Origin of the sequence: Streptomyces sp. NBC_00597, assembly GCF_041431095.1 — a bacterium.
GTDB lineage: Bacteria > Actinomycetota > Actinomycetes > Streptomycetales > Streptomycetaceae > Streptomyces.
Window position 1 is genome coordinate 2,659,061 of sequence record NZ_CP107757.1, and the last position, 14,530, is coordinate 2,673,590.

Sequence of the window (14,530 nt, forward strand, 5' to 3'; positions counted from 1 at the left end):
GCGGGGTGTCTCCTGTGCGAACGGTGACGGGGAGCCAGCATCGTGCCACACCTCACACCGGGGTGGAACGGCCGGGTCCGTGTCGGCCGGGCCCGGTACGGGTGACAACGAAAAGGCGCTGTGGCGCAGTTCCCGGGTCGTTCGGGGAACTGCGCCACAGCGCCTTGGTGTTGGGTCGGCCGGGCGGCCTCTCCGGTGTCTAGGCGGAGCGGTCGCTGCCGGGGCCGTCGTAGTCCTCGCCGTAGGCGCCCTTGGCGGGGCGGCGGCGGCGCATGGGGGGCTCGACGCCGTCGGCGAGGCGGCGGGCGGTGACGAGGAAGCCGGTGTGGCCGATCATCCGGTGGTCCGGTCGGACGGCGAGGCCCTCGACGTGCCAGTTGCGGATCATCGATTCCCAGGGCTGCGGTTCGGCGAAGCAGCCGATCTCGCGGATGGACTCGACCGTCTTGGAGAGCTGGGTGGTGGTGGCCACGTAGCAGCACAGGATGCCGCCGGGGACCAGGGCCTTGGAGACGGCATCCAGGCATTCCCAGGGGGCGAGCATGTCGAGGATCACGCGGTCGACGTCGGTGTCGGACAGGTTGTCCTGGAGGTCGCCGACGGTCAGCTGCCACGCGGGGTGGGGGCCGCCGAAGTAGCGCTCGACGTTGGCGGTCGCGATCTCGGCGAAGTCCGCGCGGCGCTCGTAGCTGTGGAGCATGCCCTGGTCGCCGATGGCGCGCAGCAGGAAGCTGCTCAGGGAGCCGGAGCCCACGCCCGCCTCCACGACGCGGGCGCCGGGGAAGATGTCGGCGAAGGCCAGGATCTGGCCGGCGTCCTTGGGGTAGACCACGGCGGCACCGCGGGGCATGGACAGGACATAGTCGGGGAGCAGGGGGCGCAGCGCGAGGTACGCGACGTTCCCCGTGGTACGGACAACACTGCCCTCGGGGGAGCCGATCAGCTCGTCGTGGGGGAAGGAACCCTTGTGGGTGTGGAAATTCTTCCCTGCTTCGAGCGTGAACGTGTAGTGGCGGCCCTTGGGGTCGGTGAGCTGAACCTGGTCCCCGACCTCGAAGGGCCCGCGTCGGCGGGCGGCACCGGTCGGTTCGGACATGTGACCAGTGTATTGGCTTCAGGACTGGGGCCGCGCCATGGCTTTCACGAAGGCCTTCTCGACGTCGAGGGTGGACAGGACGCCGTAGATCTCACCGCCTGGTTCGAGGACGAGGTATTCGGTGGCGGGGGTGGCGCGGAGGTGGTCGAGGAGTTCTTCGCCGGAGAGTTCGGCGGAGACCTTCATCCCGTCGGTGAGCTCCTGGGCGAGGGTGCTGACGGCGACCCAGGGGCGGCGGTGTTCGGGGACGGAGGCGATGGCGGTCTCGCGGACGATGGAGAGCGGGTCGCCGTGGCCGTCGACGACGACGATGGCGCGGGCGCCGTGGGCGTTGGCGCGGCGCAGGGCCTCGGAGAGGGGGGTGGCGTTCTCGACGGGGACGGCGCGTCGGGTGAGGGTGCGGGCGCGCAGTTCGGGGAGGTGTTCGCGCAGGCGGGCCATGCGCAGGCTGTTGCCGGCGCCGGTCCAGATGATGGCGGCGAGGATCGCGGCGAGCAGGGCGTCCATGACGGTGTTCATGCCGGTGGATTCGATGGCGACGCCGTCCGTGCCGAGGAGGCCGGTGTGGGTGATCATCGGCAGGCCGATGAGGACGGCGACGGCGAGGCCGCGGCCGACCCAGGCGGCGGCGACGGTGCCGGCCATGGGCTTTCCGGTGATGCCCCAGATGACGGCGCGGAGCATGCGGCCGCCGTCGAGGGGGAGGCCGGGGAGCAGGTTGAACGCGGCGACGAGCAGGTTGGAGATCATCAGGCCGGCGAGGAGGACGCCGGGGACGGTGGCGGGGTCGACGAGTTCCATGCCGAGGTAGAAGGCGCCGGCGAGGAGGAGGGACAGGAGGGGGCCGACGAAGGCGAGGACGAATTCGCGGCCGGGCGTCTCGGATTCCTTCTCGATCTCGGAGACGCCGCCGAAGAACTGGAGCTGGATGCGGCGCACGGGGAGTTTGAAGCGGAGGGCCGCGACGGTGTGTGCGAGTTCGTGGACCAGGACGGAGGCGTAGAAGGCGACCGCGAAGAAGAGGGAGACCAGGTAGCGGGCGGGGCCGAGGTCGGGCAGGACGCGGTCGAGCTGGTCGCCGAAGACCCAGGTGATGAGGGCGGCGACGAGGAACCAGCTGGGCGAGACGTAGACGGGCACTCCGAAGGGGCGGCCCATGAGGATGCCGCCGCCCGGTCCGGAGCGCTTGTCTGCGCGCTCGCCGGTTTCGTCGGTGTCTGCCACGGCTGTCCTTCGTTCGGTGCTTTCCGGCGGGTTGCGGCCGGCGGTGCTTTCAGTGTGGTCCAGGTGCACGGTCGGTGCGGGGCGGGGTGGCTGGTGGCGCGGTGTGATGCTCCGATCATGCAGTGCGATGGGGGTCGGCGTCGATGGTATGCGCGCGCTGTCGGCGGCGGGTCGTAGGGTTTTGTCCATGACGACGAGCCCCGGTCCGGTTCCTGGCGCAGCCGATGCGGATGCTGCCCCGCGCGCTGCGGCGCCTTCCTCGCTCTCCCCTTCGCGGGCGAGCGATTTCATGCAGTGCCCGCTGCTGTACCGGTTCCGGGTGATCGACAAGCTGCCGGAGAAGCCGAGTGCGGCGGCGACGCGGGGGACGCTGGTGCATGCGGTGCTGGAGCGGTTGTTCGATCATCCGGCGCAGGAGCGGACGGCTCCGCGGGCGAAGGCGCTTGTTCCGGGGCAGTGGGACCGGCTGCTGGAGTCGAAGCCGGAGCTGGTGGAGCTGTTCCCGGAGGGGGACGAGGGGGCGGCTCTGGCGCGGTGGCTGACGGAGGCCGAGGGGCTGGTGGAGCGGTGGTTCACGCTGGAGGACCCGACGCGGCTGGAGCCCGTGGAGCGGGAGTTCTTCGTGGAGACGGAGCTGGAGTCGGGGCTGCGGCTGCGCGGGATCATCGACCGGGTGGACGTGGCGCCGTCGGGCGAGGTGCGGATCGTCGACTACAAGACGGGCAAGGCGCCGCGGCCGGAGTACGCCGAGGGCGCGCTGTTCCAGATGAAGTTCTACGCGCTGGTGGTGTGGCGGCTGAAGCAGGTGGTGCCGCGGCGGCTGCAGCTGGTGTATCTGGGCAGTGGGGACGTGCTGACGTACGACCCGGTGATCGCGGACCTGGAGCGGGTGGAGCGCAAGCTGCTGGCGCTGTGGGATGCGATCAAGGAGGCGACGGAGACGGGTGACTGGCGGCCGCGGCCGACGAAGCTGTGCGGCTGGTGCGATCACCGGGCGGTGTGTCCGGAGTTCGGCGGGACTCCCCCGGTCTATCCGTTGACGGTCGTCCCGAGGCCCGCGGCGGACCCCCAGGGCGGGGCGGCCCTCCCCGAGGGATCCTGATACGCCGATCAGGGCAGAATGGGCGGCGTCCGTCGATGCCGCCGTACGAATTCGAGGTACCCCCCGTGGCGATCCGCGTCCTACTGGTCGACGACCAGCCGCTGCTGCGCACCGGCTTCCGGATGATCCTGGAGGCCGAACAGGACCTGGCGGTCGTCGGCGAGGCCGGGGACGGTCTGCAGGCGCTGGACCAGGTACGGGCGCTGCAGCCCGATGTGGTGCTGATGGACATCCGGATGCCGCGGATGGACGGGGTGGAGGCGACCCGGCAGATCACGGGTCCGGGCCGGGACGGCCCGGCGAAGGTGCTCGTGCTGACCACGTTCGATCTGGACGAGTACGTGGTGGAGGCGCTGCGGGCGGGGGCGAGCGGGTTCCTCCTGAAGGACGCGCCCGCCGTTGAGTTGGTGCAGGCGATCCGGGTGGTGGCGGGGGGCGAGGCGATGCTCGCGCCGAGCATCACGCGGCGGCTGCTGGACAAGTACGCGGAGCACCTGCCGTCGGGCGAGGAGCGCGTGCCGGACACCTTGGGCACGTTGACCGAGCGGGAGGTCGAGGTGCTGAAGCTGGTGGCGCGCGGCCTGTCGAACGCGGAGATCGCGGCGGACCTGTTCGTGAGCGAGACGACCGTGAAGACGCATGTGGGGCACGTGCTGACGAAGCTGGGCCTGCGCGACCGGGTCCAGGCGGCGGTGTGGGCGTACGAGAGCGGTCTGGTGCGGCCGGGAGCGGGGCAGTAGCGCCCCGGGCCGGTTGCGCGCGGGGCGCGCCCGGAGCAGGCCGAAGGGGCCGGCAGCCGCACGGTGCGGTTGCCGGCCCCTTCGGTGTACGGGTCGGGTCAGCCCTTGCTGATCTCCCAGAAGCGGAAGACGGTGGAGGCGTCCAGCGACCACTGCAGGCCGGTCACGTTCTGGCGGGTGACGGCGTACTGCTTGCCCTGCCAGAGCGGGAGGATCGGGACCTCGTCGGCGACGATGTCCTGGAGGCGGTTGTAGTCGGTGGTGGCCGCGGTGCGGTCCGACTTCGCGGAGGTCGACGGGATGATGGTCCCGCTGATCTCCTTGTTGTCGTAGTTGTTGTGCAGGACGTTGTCCGGGCCGAAGAAGGGCTGGGTGAAGTTGTCGGCGTCCGGGTAGTCGGGGACCCAGCCCTTCACGTACACGCCGTACTTGCCGTCCTGGATGTCCTTCTCGTACTGCCCGAACTCGATGGACTTGACGTCGGCCTCGAAGAGCCCGCTGTCGTTGAGCTGCTTGGCGATGAGGTGGAATTCCTGGTCGGTGGACGGGCCGTAGCGGGAGGGCGTCGAGTACAGGGTGATCTTCACCTTGTCCTTGATGCCGGCGGCGCGCAGGACGGCCTCGGCCTTCTTGGGCTGGGGGCTGCCGCCGTAGCGGTCGAAGAAGGCGGTGTTGTGCGAGCCGATGCCGGCCGGGACGATCGAGTACAGCGAGGTCGCGGTGCCGTCGTAGACGTCCTTGACGAGCGCTTCGCGGTCGACGAGGTAGGCGATGGCCTTGCGGACGGGGAGCTTTCCGGCGACCGGGTCGTTCATGTTGAAGACGAGGTGCTCGACTTCGGCGCCGGTGCCCTGGACGACCTCGACCTTGTGGTCGCCGGTCTTGGTGGAGGACAGGCTGGCGATGTCCTTGGCGGCGAGCCCGCGGAAGGCGAAGTCGACCTCGCCGCTTTCGAGGACCTTCTTGAGGGCGGCCTGGTCCTCGTTGAAGAACTTGAGGGTGACGCCGGTGTTCTTCGCCTTGGCCTTGCCGCTGTAGGCGTCGTTGACGGAGAAGCTGGCGCTCTTCTCGTTGATCGAGTCCAGCTTGTAGACGCCGGAGCCGACGGCCTTGCCGTCGGTGCGGAGCTTGTCGGCCGGGTACTGGCTGTGGTCGACGATGGAGCCCGCGCCCGATGCGATCTTGCTGGGGAAGGTCGCGTCGGACGTCTTGAGGCGGAAGACGATGGACTTGTCGTCGGGGGTGTCGATGCCGGCGATCGACGACAGCATCACGGCGGGGCCGTTGGCGTCATTGATCTTCAGCGTGCGCTCGAAGGAGAACTTGACGTCCTTGGAGGTGAGGGCGTTGCCGTTGCTGAACTTCAGGCCTTCGCGCAGGGTGCACTTGTAGACCTTGCTGTCGGCGCCTTCGAAGTTGCAGGCCTGGGCGGCGTCGGGCTCCGGCGTGGTGCCGCCCTTGGGGAAGCTCAGCAGGGACTGGAAGACGTTGTTGAAGAGCAGCCAGGAGCCCGGGTCGTAACCCGAAGCGGGGTCGGTCGACTTCACCTTGTCGGATATCCCCATGACCACACCCTTGCCGCCGCCGGCGGTCGGGCTGTCGGTCGAACCGCAACCGCTGAGCAGCGCGGCGGCGGTGGCTGCGCCGAGCGGGGCCGCCAACCACTGGTTACGTCTCATCACGCGAACGTCCTTCACAGTCTCACTGAATCGTTGCGCCGGCCTGCGACACCCGCCGCCGGTTGCTGCCGGTTGCTGCCGGTATCAGCCGCTTACACCGCGGCCGAGTTCCCACAGCTGGAGGTCGGAGATGGCGTTGACGGACCACTCCACTCCGGTGATCCCGTCGCGTGCGGCGACGTACTGCTTGCCCTGCCACAGCGGCAGGACGGGCACGTCCTCGGCGACGATGTCCTGCATCTCCGTGATCGCGGGGACGGCGACGTTGCGGTCGACGGCGCGCCGGGATTCGGGGATGAGCCTGGTGCGCACCGCGGTGTTGGCGTACGGCGTGCCCAGGAAGTTGTCCTGCTCCAGGAAGGGAGCGAGGAAGTTGTCGGCGTCCGGGTAGTCGGGGAACCAGCCGAGCCCGTAGGCGGCGTAGTCGCCCTTCTTCTGCGCGGGCCGGAAGTCGGACCAGTCGGAGCCCTGGACGGTGACGTCGAACAGCTGGGTGGAGTTCAGCTGGTTCTTGAGGGTCTCGAACTCGGTGGCCGTGCCGTCGCCGTAGTGGTCCTTGGTGTAGTTCAGCGTCAGCTTGACCGGGGTCTTGATCCCGGCGGCCTTCAGCAGGTCGGCGGCCTTCGCGGTGTTGGCCTCGCCGTACTTGTTGAAGAAGGAGTTGACGTGTCCGGTCACGGTGGTGGGGACCAGGGAGTACAGCGGCTGCGCGGACTTGCCGTAGACCTTGTCGATGATCGCGTTGCGGTCGACGGCGGCGGCGAGGGCCTGGCGCACTGCCTTGTCCTTGACGACCGGGGCCTCGGTGTTGAAGCCGATGTAGCGGATCTCCAGGCCGGGCATCGGGACCAGCTTGACGCCCTTGGGCGGCTTGGCCGCGAACTCGGCGATCTGGGCGGGCGACAGGGTGCGGGAGACCATGGACACGGATCCGGCGGTGAGTGCCTTGCCCATGGCCGCGGAGTCGGTGAAGGTGCGCAGTTCGACCTTGTCGTTCTGCAGCTTGAGGTCGCCCTTGTAGTTCGGGTTCTTGCTGAAGATCGCCCGGACGAGGTGGTCGTCCTTGACCTCGGCCTTCATCGTGTACGGGCCGGAGCCGTCGACGGCGAAGCCCTCGCGGAGCTTCTTCGCGTCGTAGTTCTTCTCGCTCACGATGCCGGTGGCGGGGGTGGAGAGCTTGTACGGGAAGGTCGCGTCCGGGGTCTTCAGGTGGAAGACGACGGTGTCGGCGGTCTTCGCCTCGATGGTGTCGATGGTGGACAGCAGCGAGGAGGGGCCGTTCTCGTCCTTGATGGCGAGGACGCGCTCGATGGAGAACTTGACGTCCTTGGCGGTCAGCGGCTCGCCACTGGCGAACTTGAGGCCGGGGCGCAGGGTGCAGCGGTAGCTTTCGTTGCCGGTGTCGGTGAAGCGGCAGTCGGAGGCTGCTTCGGGGACGGGCTGGCCGCCGCCGCGGGGGGTGTGCATCAGCGTCTGGACGGTCTGCCGCAGGACGTTCCAGGCGCCGGCGTCGTAGGCGTAAGCCGGGTCGAACGGTGCGGGAGCGTAGTCGGCTGCCTCGAACCGGTCGGTGGTTCCGACGACGATCGCTCCGGATCCTGCTCCGCCTCCGCTCGTGCTGCCGCATGCGGCGAGCGCGGGGGTGAGCAGTCCGGCCGCAGCCGTCAGCACCAGGGTCTTGCGGTTCATGCTGGAAGTACTCCCTTGACCGGCACTTGCTCAAAGCGGCGTAAAGGGCACTTCGCGGCGGTCGCCCGTTCAGGGCGGAACGATCGGGCCGGTGTTGTGACGATCGGTCCACGCCGTGCCGGTACGAGGGTGTGCGTCCGGTACGGCAGAGGTGCGGCGTAGTGCCCGCGTCGACATTAGTGGCCTGGGACGGGATGGCTTGAACTGGCAGGACTTGGGGCGTAATCGCACGGTGATGGGTGCGGACTGCCTGTCCATGTAGGAGTCACCGCAGATTCGGTCAGGAGCTGATCAATCCGGACACAAGGGAAGGTTTCCAAGCCCCCCGACAGGTCCGTCGGGGGCTTGGCGGGTGACAAAGGTCACCCGAGAGAACTGCCACGGAAAGGATGGAATTTCAGCCTCCGGGCCATGGAACGGAAGATCCTTCCGCGGGACCGGGTGCAGGCCGCTGTTCCGTTCGGCACTGAGCGTATGCGATCAGTTCATCGGAGTGATGAGGGAGCGCAGGAACGGAAGGTCGACGTCCTCCAGCGAGCGGACGATGGTGCGGCCCGGGGCGGGCGGGATGACGCCGACGGAGGGCACGGCCACGACCCGGCACCCGGCGGCCTCGGCGGAGGCGACGCCGGTCGCGGTGTCCTCGATGACCGCGCAGCGCGAGGGGTGCGCTCCGAGGGTGCGGGCGGCGAACAGGTACGGGTCGGGGTGCGGCTTGGTGCGGGTCACCTCGTCGCCGGCCACGCTCAGCGCGAACCGCTCGGGGCCCAGGGTGCGCAGCACCCGGTCGATGACCCGGCGGTGCGAGGCGGAGACCAGGGCGGTGGGCACGTTGTGCCGGGCCAGCTCGGCCAGCAGCCGCTCGGCTCCCGGCATCAGCGGGACCTGCGCGGCGATCCGCTCCTCGAAGCGCTCGTTGAGCAGGACGGTCAGCTCCGCCAGGGTGATGGCGGCGCCGGTGGACTCGATGAGGAAGGCCGCGCTGCGGGTCATGGGCCCGCCGACGACGATGTCGCGCCAGGCCTCGTCGAGCTGGTGTCCGAGTGCGCCGAAGACGTCCGCCTCGATCTCCCACCAGAAGCCCTCGGTGTCGACGAGGGTGCCGTCCATGTCCAGCAACACCGCCTGGAGGGCATGCCCGTCGGCCGTACGGGCGACGGGGGCGGGAACGGTGCTGGTCATCCGGCACACCTCTCTCAGAGGACGAGAAGGCCGGCCGCCTGTCTCCCCGCGGGGCATTCCCCCGAAGATCAGGCGACCGGCCTGTGGGACCGTCAAGTGTACGTCGCTCCGCCTCAGCGCGCGTTGAAATACTTCGCTTCGGGGTGGTGGATGACGATCGCGTCGGTGGACTGCTCCGGATGGAGCTGGAACTCCTCGGAGAGGTGGACGCCGATCCGCTCCGGCTGGAGGAGGTCGGCGATCTTCGCGCGGTCTTCCAGGTCGGGGCAGGCACCGTAGCCCAGCGAGAAGCGGGCGCCGCGGTACTTCAGGTCGAACATGTCCTCCACCGCCGCCGGGTCCTCGCCGCCGAAGCCGAGCTCGGCGCGGACGCGGGCGTGCCAGTACTCGGCCATGGCCTCGGCGAGCTGGACCGACAGGCCGTGCAGCTCCAGGTACTCGCGGTACGAGTCGGACTCGAACAGCTTGGCCGTGGCCTCGCCGATCTTCGAGCCGACGGTGACCACCTGGAGGCCGACCACGTCGGTCTCGCCGGACTCCTCCGGGCGGAAGAAGTCGGCGAGGCACAGGCGGCGGCCCCGGCGCTGGCGCGGAAACGTGAAGCGGGTCCGCTCGTTGCCCTGCTCGTCCAGGATGATCAGGTCGTCGCCCTTGGACACGCAGGGGAAGTAGCCGTAGACGACGGCGGCTTCGAGCAGGTTCTCGGTGTGCAGCTTGTCGAGGAGGCCGCGCAGCCGCGGCCGGCCCTCGCTCTCGACGAGCTCTTCGTACGAGGCGCCACCGGCGCGGGCCTGCTTGAGGCCCCACTGGCCCTTGAACAGCGCGCCCTCGTCCAGCCAGGAGGCGTAGTCCTTGAGCGGGATGCCCTTGACCACGCGGGTACCCCAGAACGGCGGGGTGGGGACCGGGTTGTCGACGGCCACGTCGGAACGGCCGCCCGGCTCCTGCGGTTCGTCCACCTGGAGGACGGGAGCGTCCCGCTTGGCGACCCGGCGCTGCTTGAGCTCGGGCAGGGCCGCGCCGGGGACGCCGCGCTTGACGGCGATCAGGGCGTCCATCAGGCGCAGGCCCTCGAACGCGTCGCGGGCGTAGCGGACCTCGCCCTCGTAGATCTCGTGGAGGTCCTGCTCGACGTAGGCACGGGTGAGGGCCGCGCCGCCGAGGATCACCGGGTAGTCGGCCGCCAACTTGCGCTGGTTGAGCTCCTCCAGGTTCTCCTTCATGATCACGGTCGACTTGACGAGCAGGCCGGACATGCCGATGACGTCGGCCTTGTGCTCCTGCGCGGCTTCGAGGATCGCGGAGACCGGCTGCTTGATGCCGATGTTGACGACGTTGTAGCCGTTGTTGGTCAGGATGATGTCGACGAGGTTCTTGCCGATGTCGTGGACGTCGCCGCGGACGGTGGCGAGCACGATGGTGCCCTTGCCCTCGTCGTCGGTCTTCTCCATGTGCGGTTCGAGGTAGGCGACCGCGGTCTTCATGACCTCGGCGGACTGGAGGACGAACGGCAGCTGCATCTGGCCGGAGCCGAAGAGCTCGCCGACGACCTTCATGCCCTCCAGGAGGGTGTCGTTGACGATGTCCAGGGCCGGGCGGGTCTGGAGCGCCTCGTCGAGGTCGGCCTCCAGGCCGTTCTTCTCGCCGTCGATGATGCGGCGCTGGAGCCGCTCGTCGAGCGGGAGCGCCAGGAGCTCCTCGGCGCGGCCGGCCTTGAGGGACTTGGTGTTGACGCCCTCGAAGAGCGCCATCAGCTTCTGGAGGGGGTCGTAGCCCTCGGTGCGGCGGTCGTGGATCAGGTCGAGGGCGGTGTTGACCTGCTCCTCGTCAAAGCGCGCGATGGGCAGGATCTTCGAGGCGTGGACGATCGCCGAGTCCAGGCCGGCCTTGACGCACTCGTCGAGGAAGACGGAGTTCAGCAGTACGCGGGCGGCCGGGTTCAGACCGAAGGAGATGTTGGACAGGCCCAGCGTGGTCTGGACGTCCGGGTGGCGGCGCTTGAGCTCGCGGATCGACTCGATCGTCGCGATGCCGTCCTTGCGGGACTCCTCCTGGCCGGTGCAGATGGTGAAGGTCAGCGTGTCGATGAGGATGTCCGACTCGTTGATGCCCCAGTTGCCGGTCAGGTCGGCGATCAGGCGCTCGGCGATGGCGACCTTGTGCTCGACCGTGCGGGCCTGGCCCTCCTCGTCGATGGTCAGCGCGATCAGCGCGGCGCCGTGCTCCCGGGCCAGCCGGGTCACCTTCGCGAAGCGGGACTCCGGGCCGTCGCCGTCCTCGTAGTTCACCGAGTTGATGACGGCGCGGCCGCCCAGCTTCTCCAGACCCGCCTGGATCACGGGAACCTCGGTGGAGTCCAGGACGATCGGCAGCGTCGAGGCGGTGGCGAAGCGCCCGGCGAGCTCCTTCATGTCGGCGACGCCGTCGCGGCCGACGTAGTCCACGCACAGGTCGAGCATGTGCGCGCCCTCGCGGATCTGGTCGCGGGCCATCTCGACGCAGTCGTCCCAGCGGGCGTCGAGCATGGCCTCGCGGAACTTCTTCGAGCCGTTCGCGTTCGTCCGCTCGCCGATCGCCATGTACGCGGTGTCCTGGCGGAACGGGACGGTCTGGTACAGCGAGGACGCACCGGGCTCCGGCTGGGGCTCGCGGCCGGCCGGGCTCAGGCCGCGGACCCGCTCGACGACCTGGCGCAGGTGCTCCGGCGTGGTGCCGCAGCAGCCGCCGACGAGGGAGAGCCCGTACTCGCGGACGAAGGTCTCCTGGGCGTCGGCGAGCTCGGGGGCGGACAGCGGGTAGTGCGCGCCGTTCTTGCCGAGGACGGGCAGGCCGGCGTTGGGCATGCAGGAGAGCGGGATGCGCGCGTTGCGGGCGAGGTAGCGCAGGTGCTCGCTCATCTCGGCGGGGCCGGTGGCGCAGTTCAGGCCGATCATGTCGATGCCGAGCGGCTCCAGCGCGGTGAGCGCGGCGCCGATCTCGGAGCCGAGCAGCATGGTGCCGGTGGTCTCGACGGTCACGGAGCAGATCAGCGGGACGGAGACGCCGAGGGCCTCCATCGCGCGCCGGGCACCGATGATGGAGGACTTGGTCTGCAGGAGGTCCTGCGTGGTCTCGACGAGCAGGGCGTCGGCCCCGCCGGAGATCAGGCCCTCGGCGTTGACCTGGTAGGCGTCGCGGATGGTCGCGTAGTCGATGTGGCCGAGGGTGGGCAGCTTGGTGCCGGGGCCCATGGAGCCGAGGACCCAGCGCTGCTGACCCGTCGAGGCGGTGTACTCGTCGGCGACCTCGCGGGCGATGCGGGCGCCGGACTCCGACAGCTCGAAGTTGCGTTCGGGGATGTCGTACTCGGCGAGCGCCGCGAAGTTCGCACCGAAGGTGTTGGTCTCGACGCAGTCCACGCCGACCGCGAAGTACGCGTCGTGTACGGAGCGCACGATGTCGGGGCGGGTGGTGTTCAGGACTTCGTTGCAGCCTTCGAGCTGCTGGAAGTCGTCGAGGCTGGGGTCCTGCGCTTGGAGCATCGTTCCCATGGCTCCGTCGGCGACGACCACGCGGGTGGCCAGTGCCTCTCGGAGGGCATCGGCCCGGGTCTGGGTGTCTGCAGGCGGGTTCGGCAACGAGGCCATGGGTGAGCTCCCTGGGATGCGACGGCTGTCGGCTTTGCACCCTCGCTGTCAAGGGTGCACGCGCTCAGGGTAACCGGGTGGCATCAACCCCGGTGCGGGCGTCCCACGTGGCGGACTGCATTCTGTGCGCGGGGGTCTGCCAGGGGTGTCCTGGTCGACGGAGGCCTGAACAGTTGCCCAACCATGCACAAGGTCGACATCGACCGATACTGTTCAGCATTGTCGAACTACGTCAGCAGGAGGCTGCACGATGGCACGGAACATCCAGTCGCTCGAACGAGCCGCTGCGATGCTGCGGCTCCTGGCAGGCGGCGAGCGCCGGCTGGGTCTCTCGGACGTGGCCGGGGCCCTGGGCCTGGCCAAGGGCACGGCGCACGGAATCTTGCGCACGCTCCAGGCCGAGGGCTTCGTGGAGCAGGACCCCGCCTCGGGCCGCTACCAACTGGGCGCGGAGCTGCTGCGTCTGGGCAACAGCTACCTGGACGTGCACGAGCTGCGGGCCCGCGCGCTGGTGTGGACGGACGACCTGGCCCGGGCGAGCGGCGAGAGCGTGTACGTGGGCGTGCTCCACCAGAGCGGGGTGCTGATCATGCACCACGTGTTCCGCCCGGACGACAGCCGTCAGGTGCTGGAGGTGGGGGCCATGCAGCCGCTGCACTCCACGGCCCTGGGCAAGGTGCTCTCCGCGTTCGACCCGGTCGCCCACACCGAGGCGCTGGAGGCGGAGCGCGAGGCGTTCACGCCCCGTACGGTCACCGACGGCACGGGGTTCGAGGAGATCCTCGACCTGACCCGGGCGCGCGGTTGGGCCGCGGACGTCGAGGAGACCTGGGAGGGCATCGCCTCGGTGGCGGCGCCGATCCACGACCGGCGCCGGATGCCGGTGGGCGCGGTGGCGGTCGCCGGCGCGGTGGAGCGGGTGTGCGGGGAGTCCGGGGAGCCCCGGGCGAGCCTCGTGGCGTCCGTACGGGACTGTGCGCGCGCTGTTTCACGCGACCTCGGCGCGGGCCGGTTCTAGGCCCCCTCCAGCCCCTTCTCGGCCACTCCCTGGCCGCTTTCTGCCTTCTTTTCGCCATATCCCGGCCATCGGATGGCCGGATTTGGGTGATCGTACCTAGTGGTAACGATCCGACACTTTGGCCAGGCCAACCCTTGACGCGTTCTTCACCTGGGCGGAAAACTGCCGTTCATCGGTCGGCATTGTCGAACACCTACCGGCAATACGCGTTAGGGTGTGGCAAGGCCAAAGGACCGGTGAAGCACTCACCGAGTGCGCGGAACACCGGACGGGACCCGGTGTCCGCCCACCCCCTGGACGCAAGGCAAAGGAGTCGCGGGTGTCTACCTCCGACATCTTCATCGGCGAGACCATCGGTACCGCCCTGCTCACACTGCTCGGCGGTGGCGTCTGCGCCGCCGTGACGCTCAAGAGCTCCAAGGCCCGGAACGCAGGCTGGCTCGCGATCACGTTCGGCTGGGGTTTCGCCGTTCTGATCGCCGCCTACGTGTCCGCCCCGCTCTCCGGTGCGCAACTCAACCCGGCGGTCACCGTCGGCCTGGCCATCAAGAACGGCGACTGGAGCGACGTTCCGGTCTACTTCGCCGGACAGCTCCTCGGCGCCATGCTCGGCGCGGTCCTGATGTGGGTCACCTACTACGGACAGTTCGCGGTGCACCTCGCGGACCCGGAGCACATCCGTGACGCCAAGCTCGGCCCGGAGGACCCGCACCCGCACGACCAGGCCGGCCCGGTCCTCGGTGTCTTCTCCACCGGCCCGGAGATCCGCAACATCGTCCAGAACCTCACGACCGAGATCATCGGCACCTTCGTCCTGGTCCTGGCGATCCTGACCCAGGGCCTCCAGGCCGACGGCAAGGGCCTCGGCGTCATCGGCGTCCTGATCACTTCCTTCGTCGTCGTCGGCATCGGCCTCTCTCTCGGCGGTCCGACCGGTTACGCCATCAACCCGGTCCGCGACCTCGGCCCCCGCATCGTCCACGCCCTGCTGCCGCTCCCCAACAAGGGCGGCTCGGACTGGGGATACTCCTGGATCCCGGTGGTCGGCCCGCTCGTCGGTGCCGCGCTCGCCGGCGGTCTGTACAACATCGCGTTCGCCTGATCAGCATCGGCACGTATCGCAAGATCCGCACCGCCCCCTGATACGCCAACTCAGAGACCTGCCAGGAGCAGC

10 protein-coding genes are annotated in these 14,530 nt (G+C 69.3%); 4 read left to right on the top strand and 6 right to left on the bottom strand.

All coding sequences use genetic code 11. The features are described 5' to 3' along the window. Positions 1–199: 199 nt before the first annotated feature. Together OG974_RS11770 and OG974_RS11775 are read right to left on the bottom strand one after the other, a co-directional pair. Positions 200–1,096 carry a tRNA (adenine-N1)-methyltransferase gene (locus tag OG974_RS11770; RefSeq protein ID WP_327282641.1) on the bottom strand — a complete coding sequence of 299 codons (897 nt, stop codon included), beginning with the start codon at positions 1,094–1,096 and terminating at the stop codon, positions 200–202. An 18-nt stretch (positions 1,097–1,114) separates the two neighbouring features. Beyond that, positions 1,115–2,611, bottom strand: a complete 1,497-nt coding sequence (locus tag OG974_RS11775; RefSeq protein WP_327282642.1) for a site-2 protease family protein — start codon at positions 2,609–2,611, stop codon at positions 1,115–1,117. Here OG974_RS11775 and OG974_RS11780 point away from each other — a divergent pair. Beyond that, entirely contained in the window at positions 2,508–3,422 is a 915-nt protein-coding gene (locus tag OG974_RS11780; protein WP_327282643.1) for a RecB family exonuclease, read from the top strand. The two genes, OG974_RS11775 and OG974_RS11780, sit on opposite strands and share 104 nt — an antisense overlap. Positions 3,423–3,487: 65 nt before the next feature. Continuing rightward, positions 3,488–4,162: a response regulator transcription factor gene (locus tag OG974_RS11785; RefSeq protein ID WP_327282644.1), complete on the top strand. Its 675-nt coding sequence runs from the start codon at positions 3,488–3,490 to the stop codon at positions 4,160–4,162. A 98-nt stretch (positions 4,163–4,260) separates the two neighbouring features. On the opposite strand, the gene OG974_RS11790 is transcribed toward OG974_RS11785, so the two are convergent. The 4 genes from OG974_RS11790 to metH all read right to left on the bottom strand — a co-directional run bounded on the left by OG974_RS11790 (position 4,261) and on the right by metH (position 12,338). After that, positions 4,261–5,841, bottom strand: coding sequence for an ABC transporter substrate-binding protein (locus tag OG974_RS11790; RefSeq protein WP_327282645.1), 1,581 nt, complete (start codon positions 5,839–5,841; stop codon positions 4,261–4,263). An 84-nt stretch (positions 5,842–5,925) separates the two neighbouring features. Then, on the bottom strand, positions 5,926–7,530 hold the full coding sequence (locus tag OG974_RS11795; RefSeq protein WP_328762238.1) for an ABC transporter substrate-binding protein: 1,605 nt from the start codon (positions 7,528–7,530) through the stop codon (positions 5,926–5,928). Positions 7,531–8,010: 480 nt separating this feature from the next. After that, positions 8,011–8,712, bottom strand: a complete 702-nt coding sequence (locus OG974_RS11800; protein WP_327282647.1) for an HAD family phosphatase — start codon at positions 8,710–8,712, stop codon at positions 8,011–8,013. A 113-nt stretch (positions 8,713–8,825) separates the two neighbouring features. Next, entirely contained in the window at positions 8,826–12,338 is a 3,513-nt protein-coding gene (gene metH / locus OG974_RS11805) for a methionine synthase (protein WP_327282648.1), read from the bottom strand. Positions 12,339–12,588: 250 nt separating this feature from the next. Here metH and OG974_RS11810 point away from each other — a divergent pair, with 250 nt between their 5' ends. Next, positions 12,589–13,356, top strand: coding sequence for an IclR family transcriptional regulator (locus OG974_RS11810; protein WP_327282649.1), 768 nt, complete (start codon positions 12,589–12,591; stop codon positions 13,354–13,356). 319 nt (positions 13,357–13,675) lie between these two features. Further along, positions 13,676–14,458, top strand: coding sequence for an MIP/aquaporin family protein (locus OG974_RS11815; RefSeq protein ID WP_327282650.1), 783 nt, complete (start codon positions 13,676–13,678; stop codon positions 14,456–14,458). Positions 14,459–14,530: the final 72 nt, after the last annotated feature.

Excerpts from the sequence above, each read along its gene's own strand:
- OG974_RS11770 (WP_327282641.1), bottom strand. The coding sequence starts at position 1,096 with ATGTCCGAACCGACCGGTGCCGCCCGCCGACGCGGGCCCTTCGAGGTC.
- OG974_RS11780 (WP_327282643.1), top strand. The coding sequence starts at position 2,508 with ATGACGACGAGCCCCGGTCCGGTTCCTGGCGCAGCCGATGCGGATGCT.
- OG974_RS11775 (WP_327282642.1), bottom strand. The coding sequence starts at position 2,611 with ATGAAATCGCTCGCCCGCGAAGGGGAGAGCGAGGAAGGCGCCGCAGCG.
- OG974_RS11790 (WP_327282645.1), bottom strand. The coding sequence starts at position 5,841 with ATGAGACGTAACCAGTGGTTGGCGGCCCCGCTCGGCGCAGCCACCGCC.
- OG974_RS11795 (WP_328762238.1), bottom strand. The coding sequence starts at position 7,530 with ATGAACCGCAAGACCCTGGTGCTGACGGCTGCGGCCGGACTGCTCACC.
- OG974_RS11800 (WP_327282647.1), bottom strand. The coding sequence starts at position 8,712 with ATGACCAGCACCGTTCCCGCCCCCGTCGCCCGTACGGCCGACGGGCAT.
- metH (WP_327282648.1), bottom strand. The coding sequence starts at position 12,338 with ATGGCCTCGTTGCCGAACCCGCCTGCAGACACCCAGACCCGGGCCGAT.
- OG974_RS11810 (WP_327282649.1), top strand. The coding sequence starts at position 12,589 with ATGGCACGGAACATCCAGTCGCTCGAACGAGCCGCTGCGATGCTGCGG.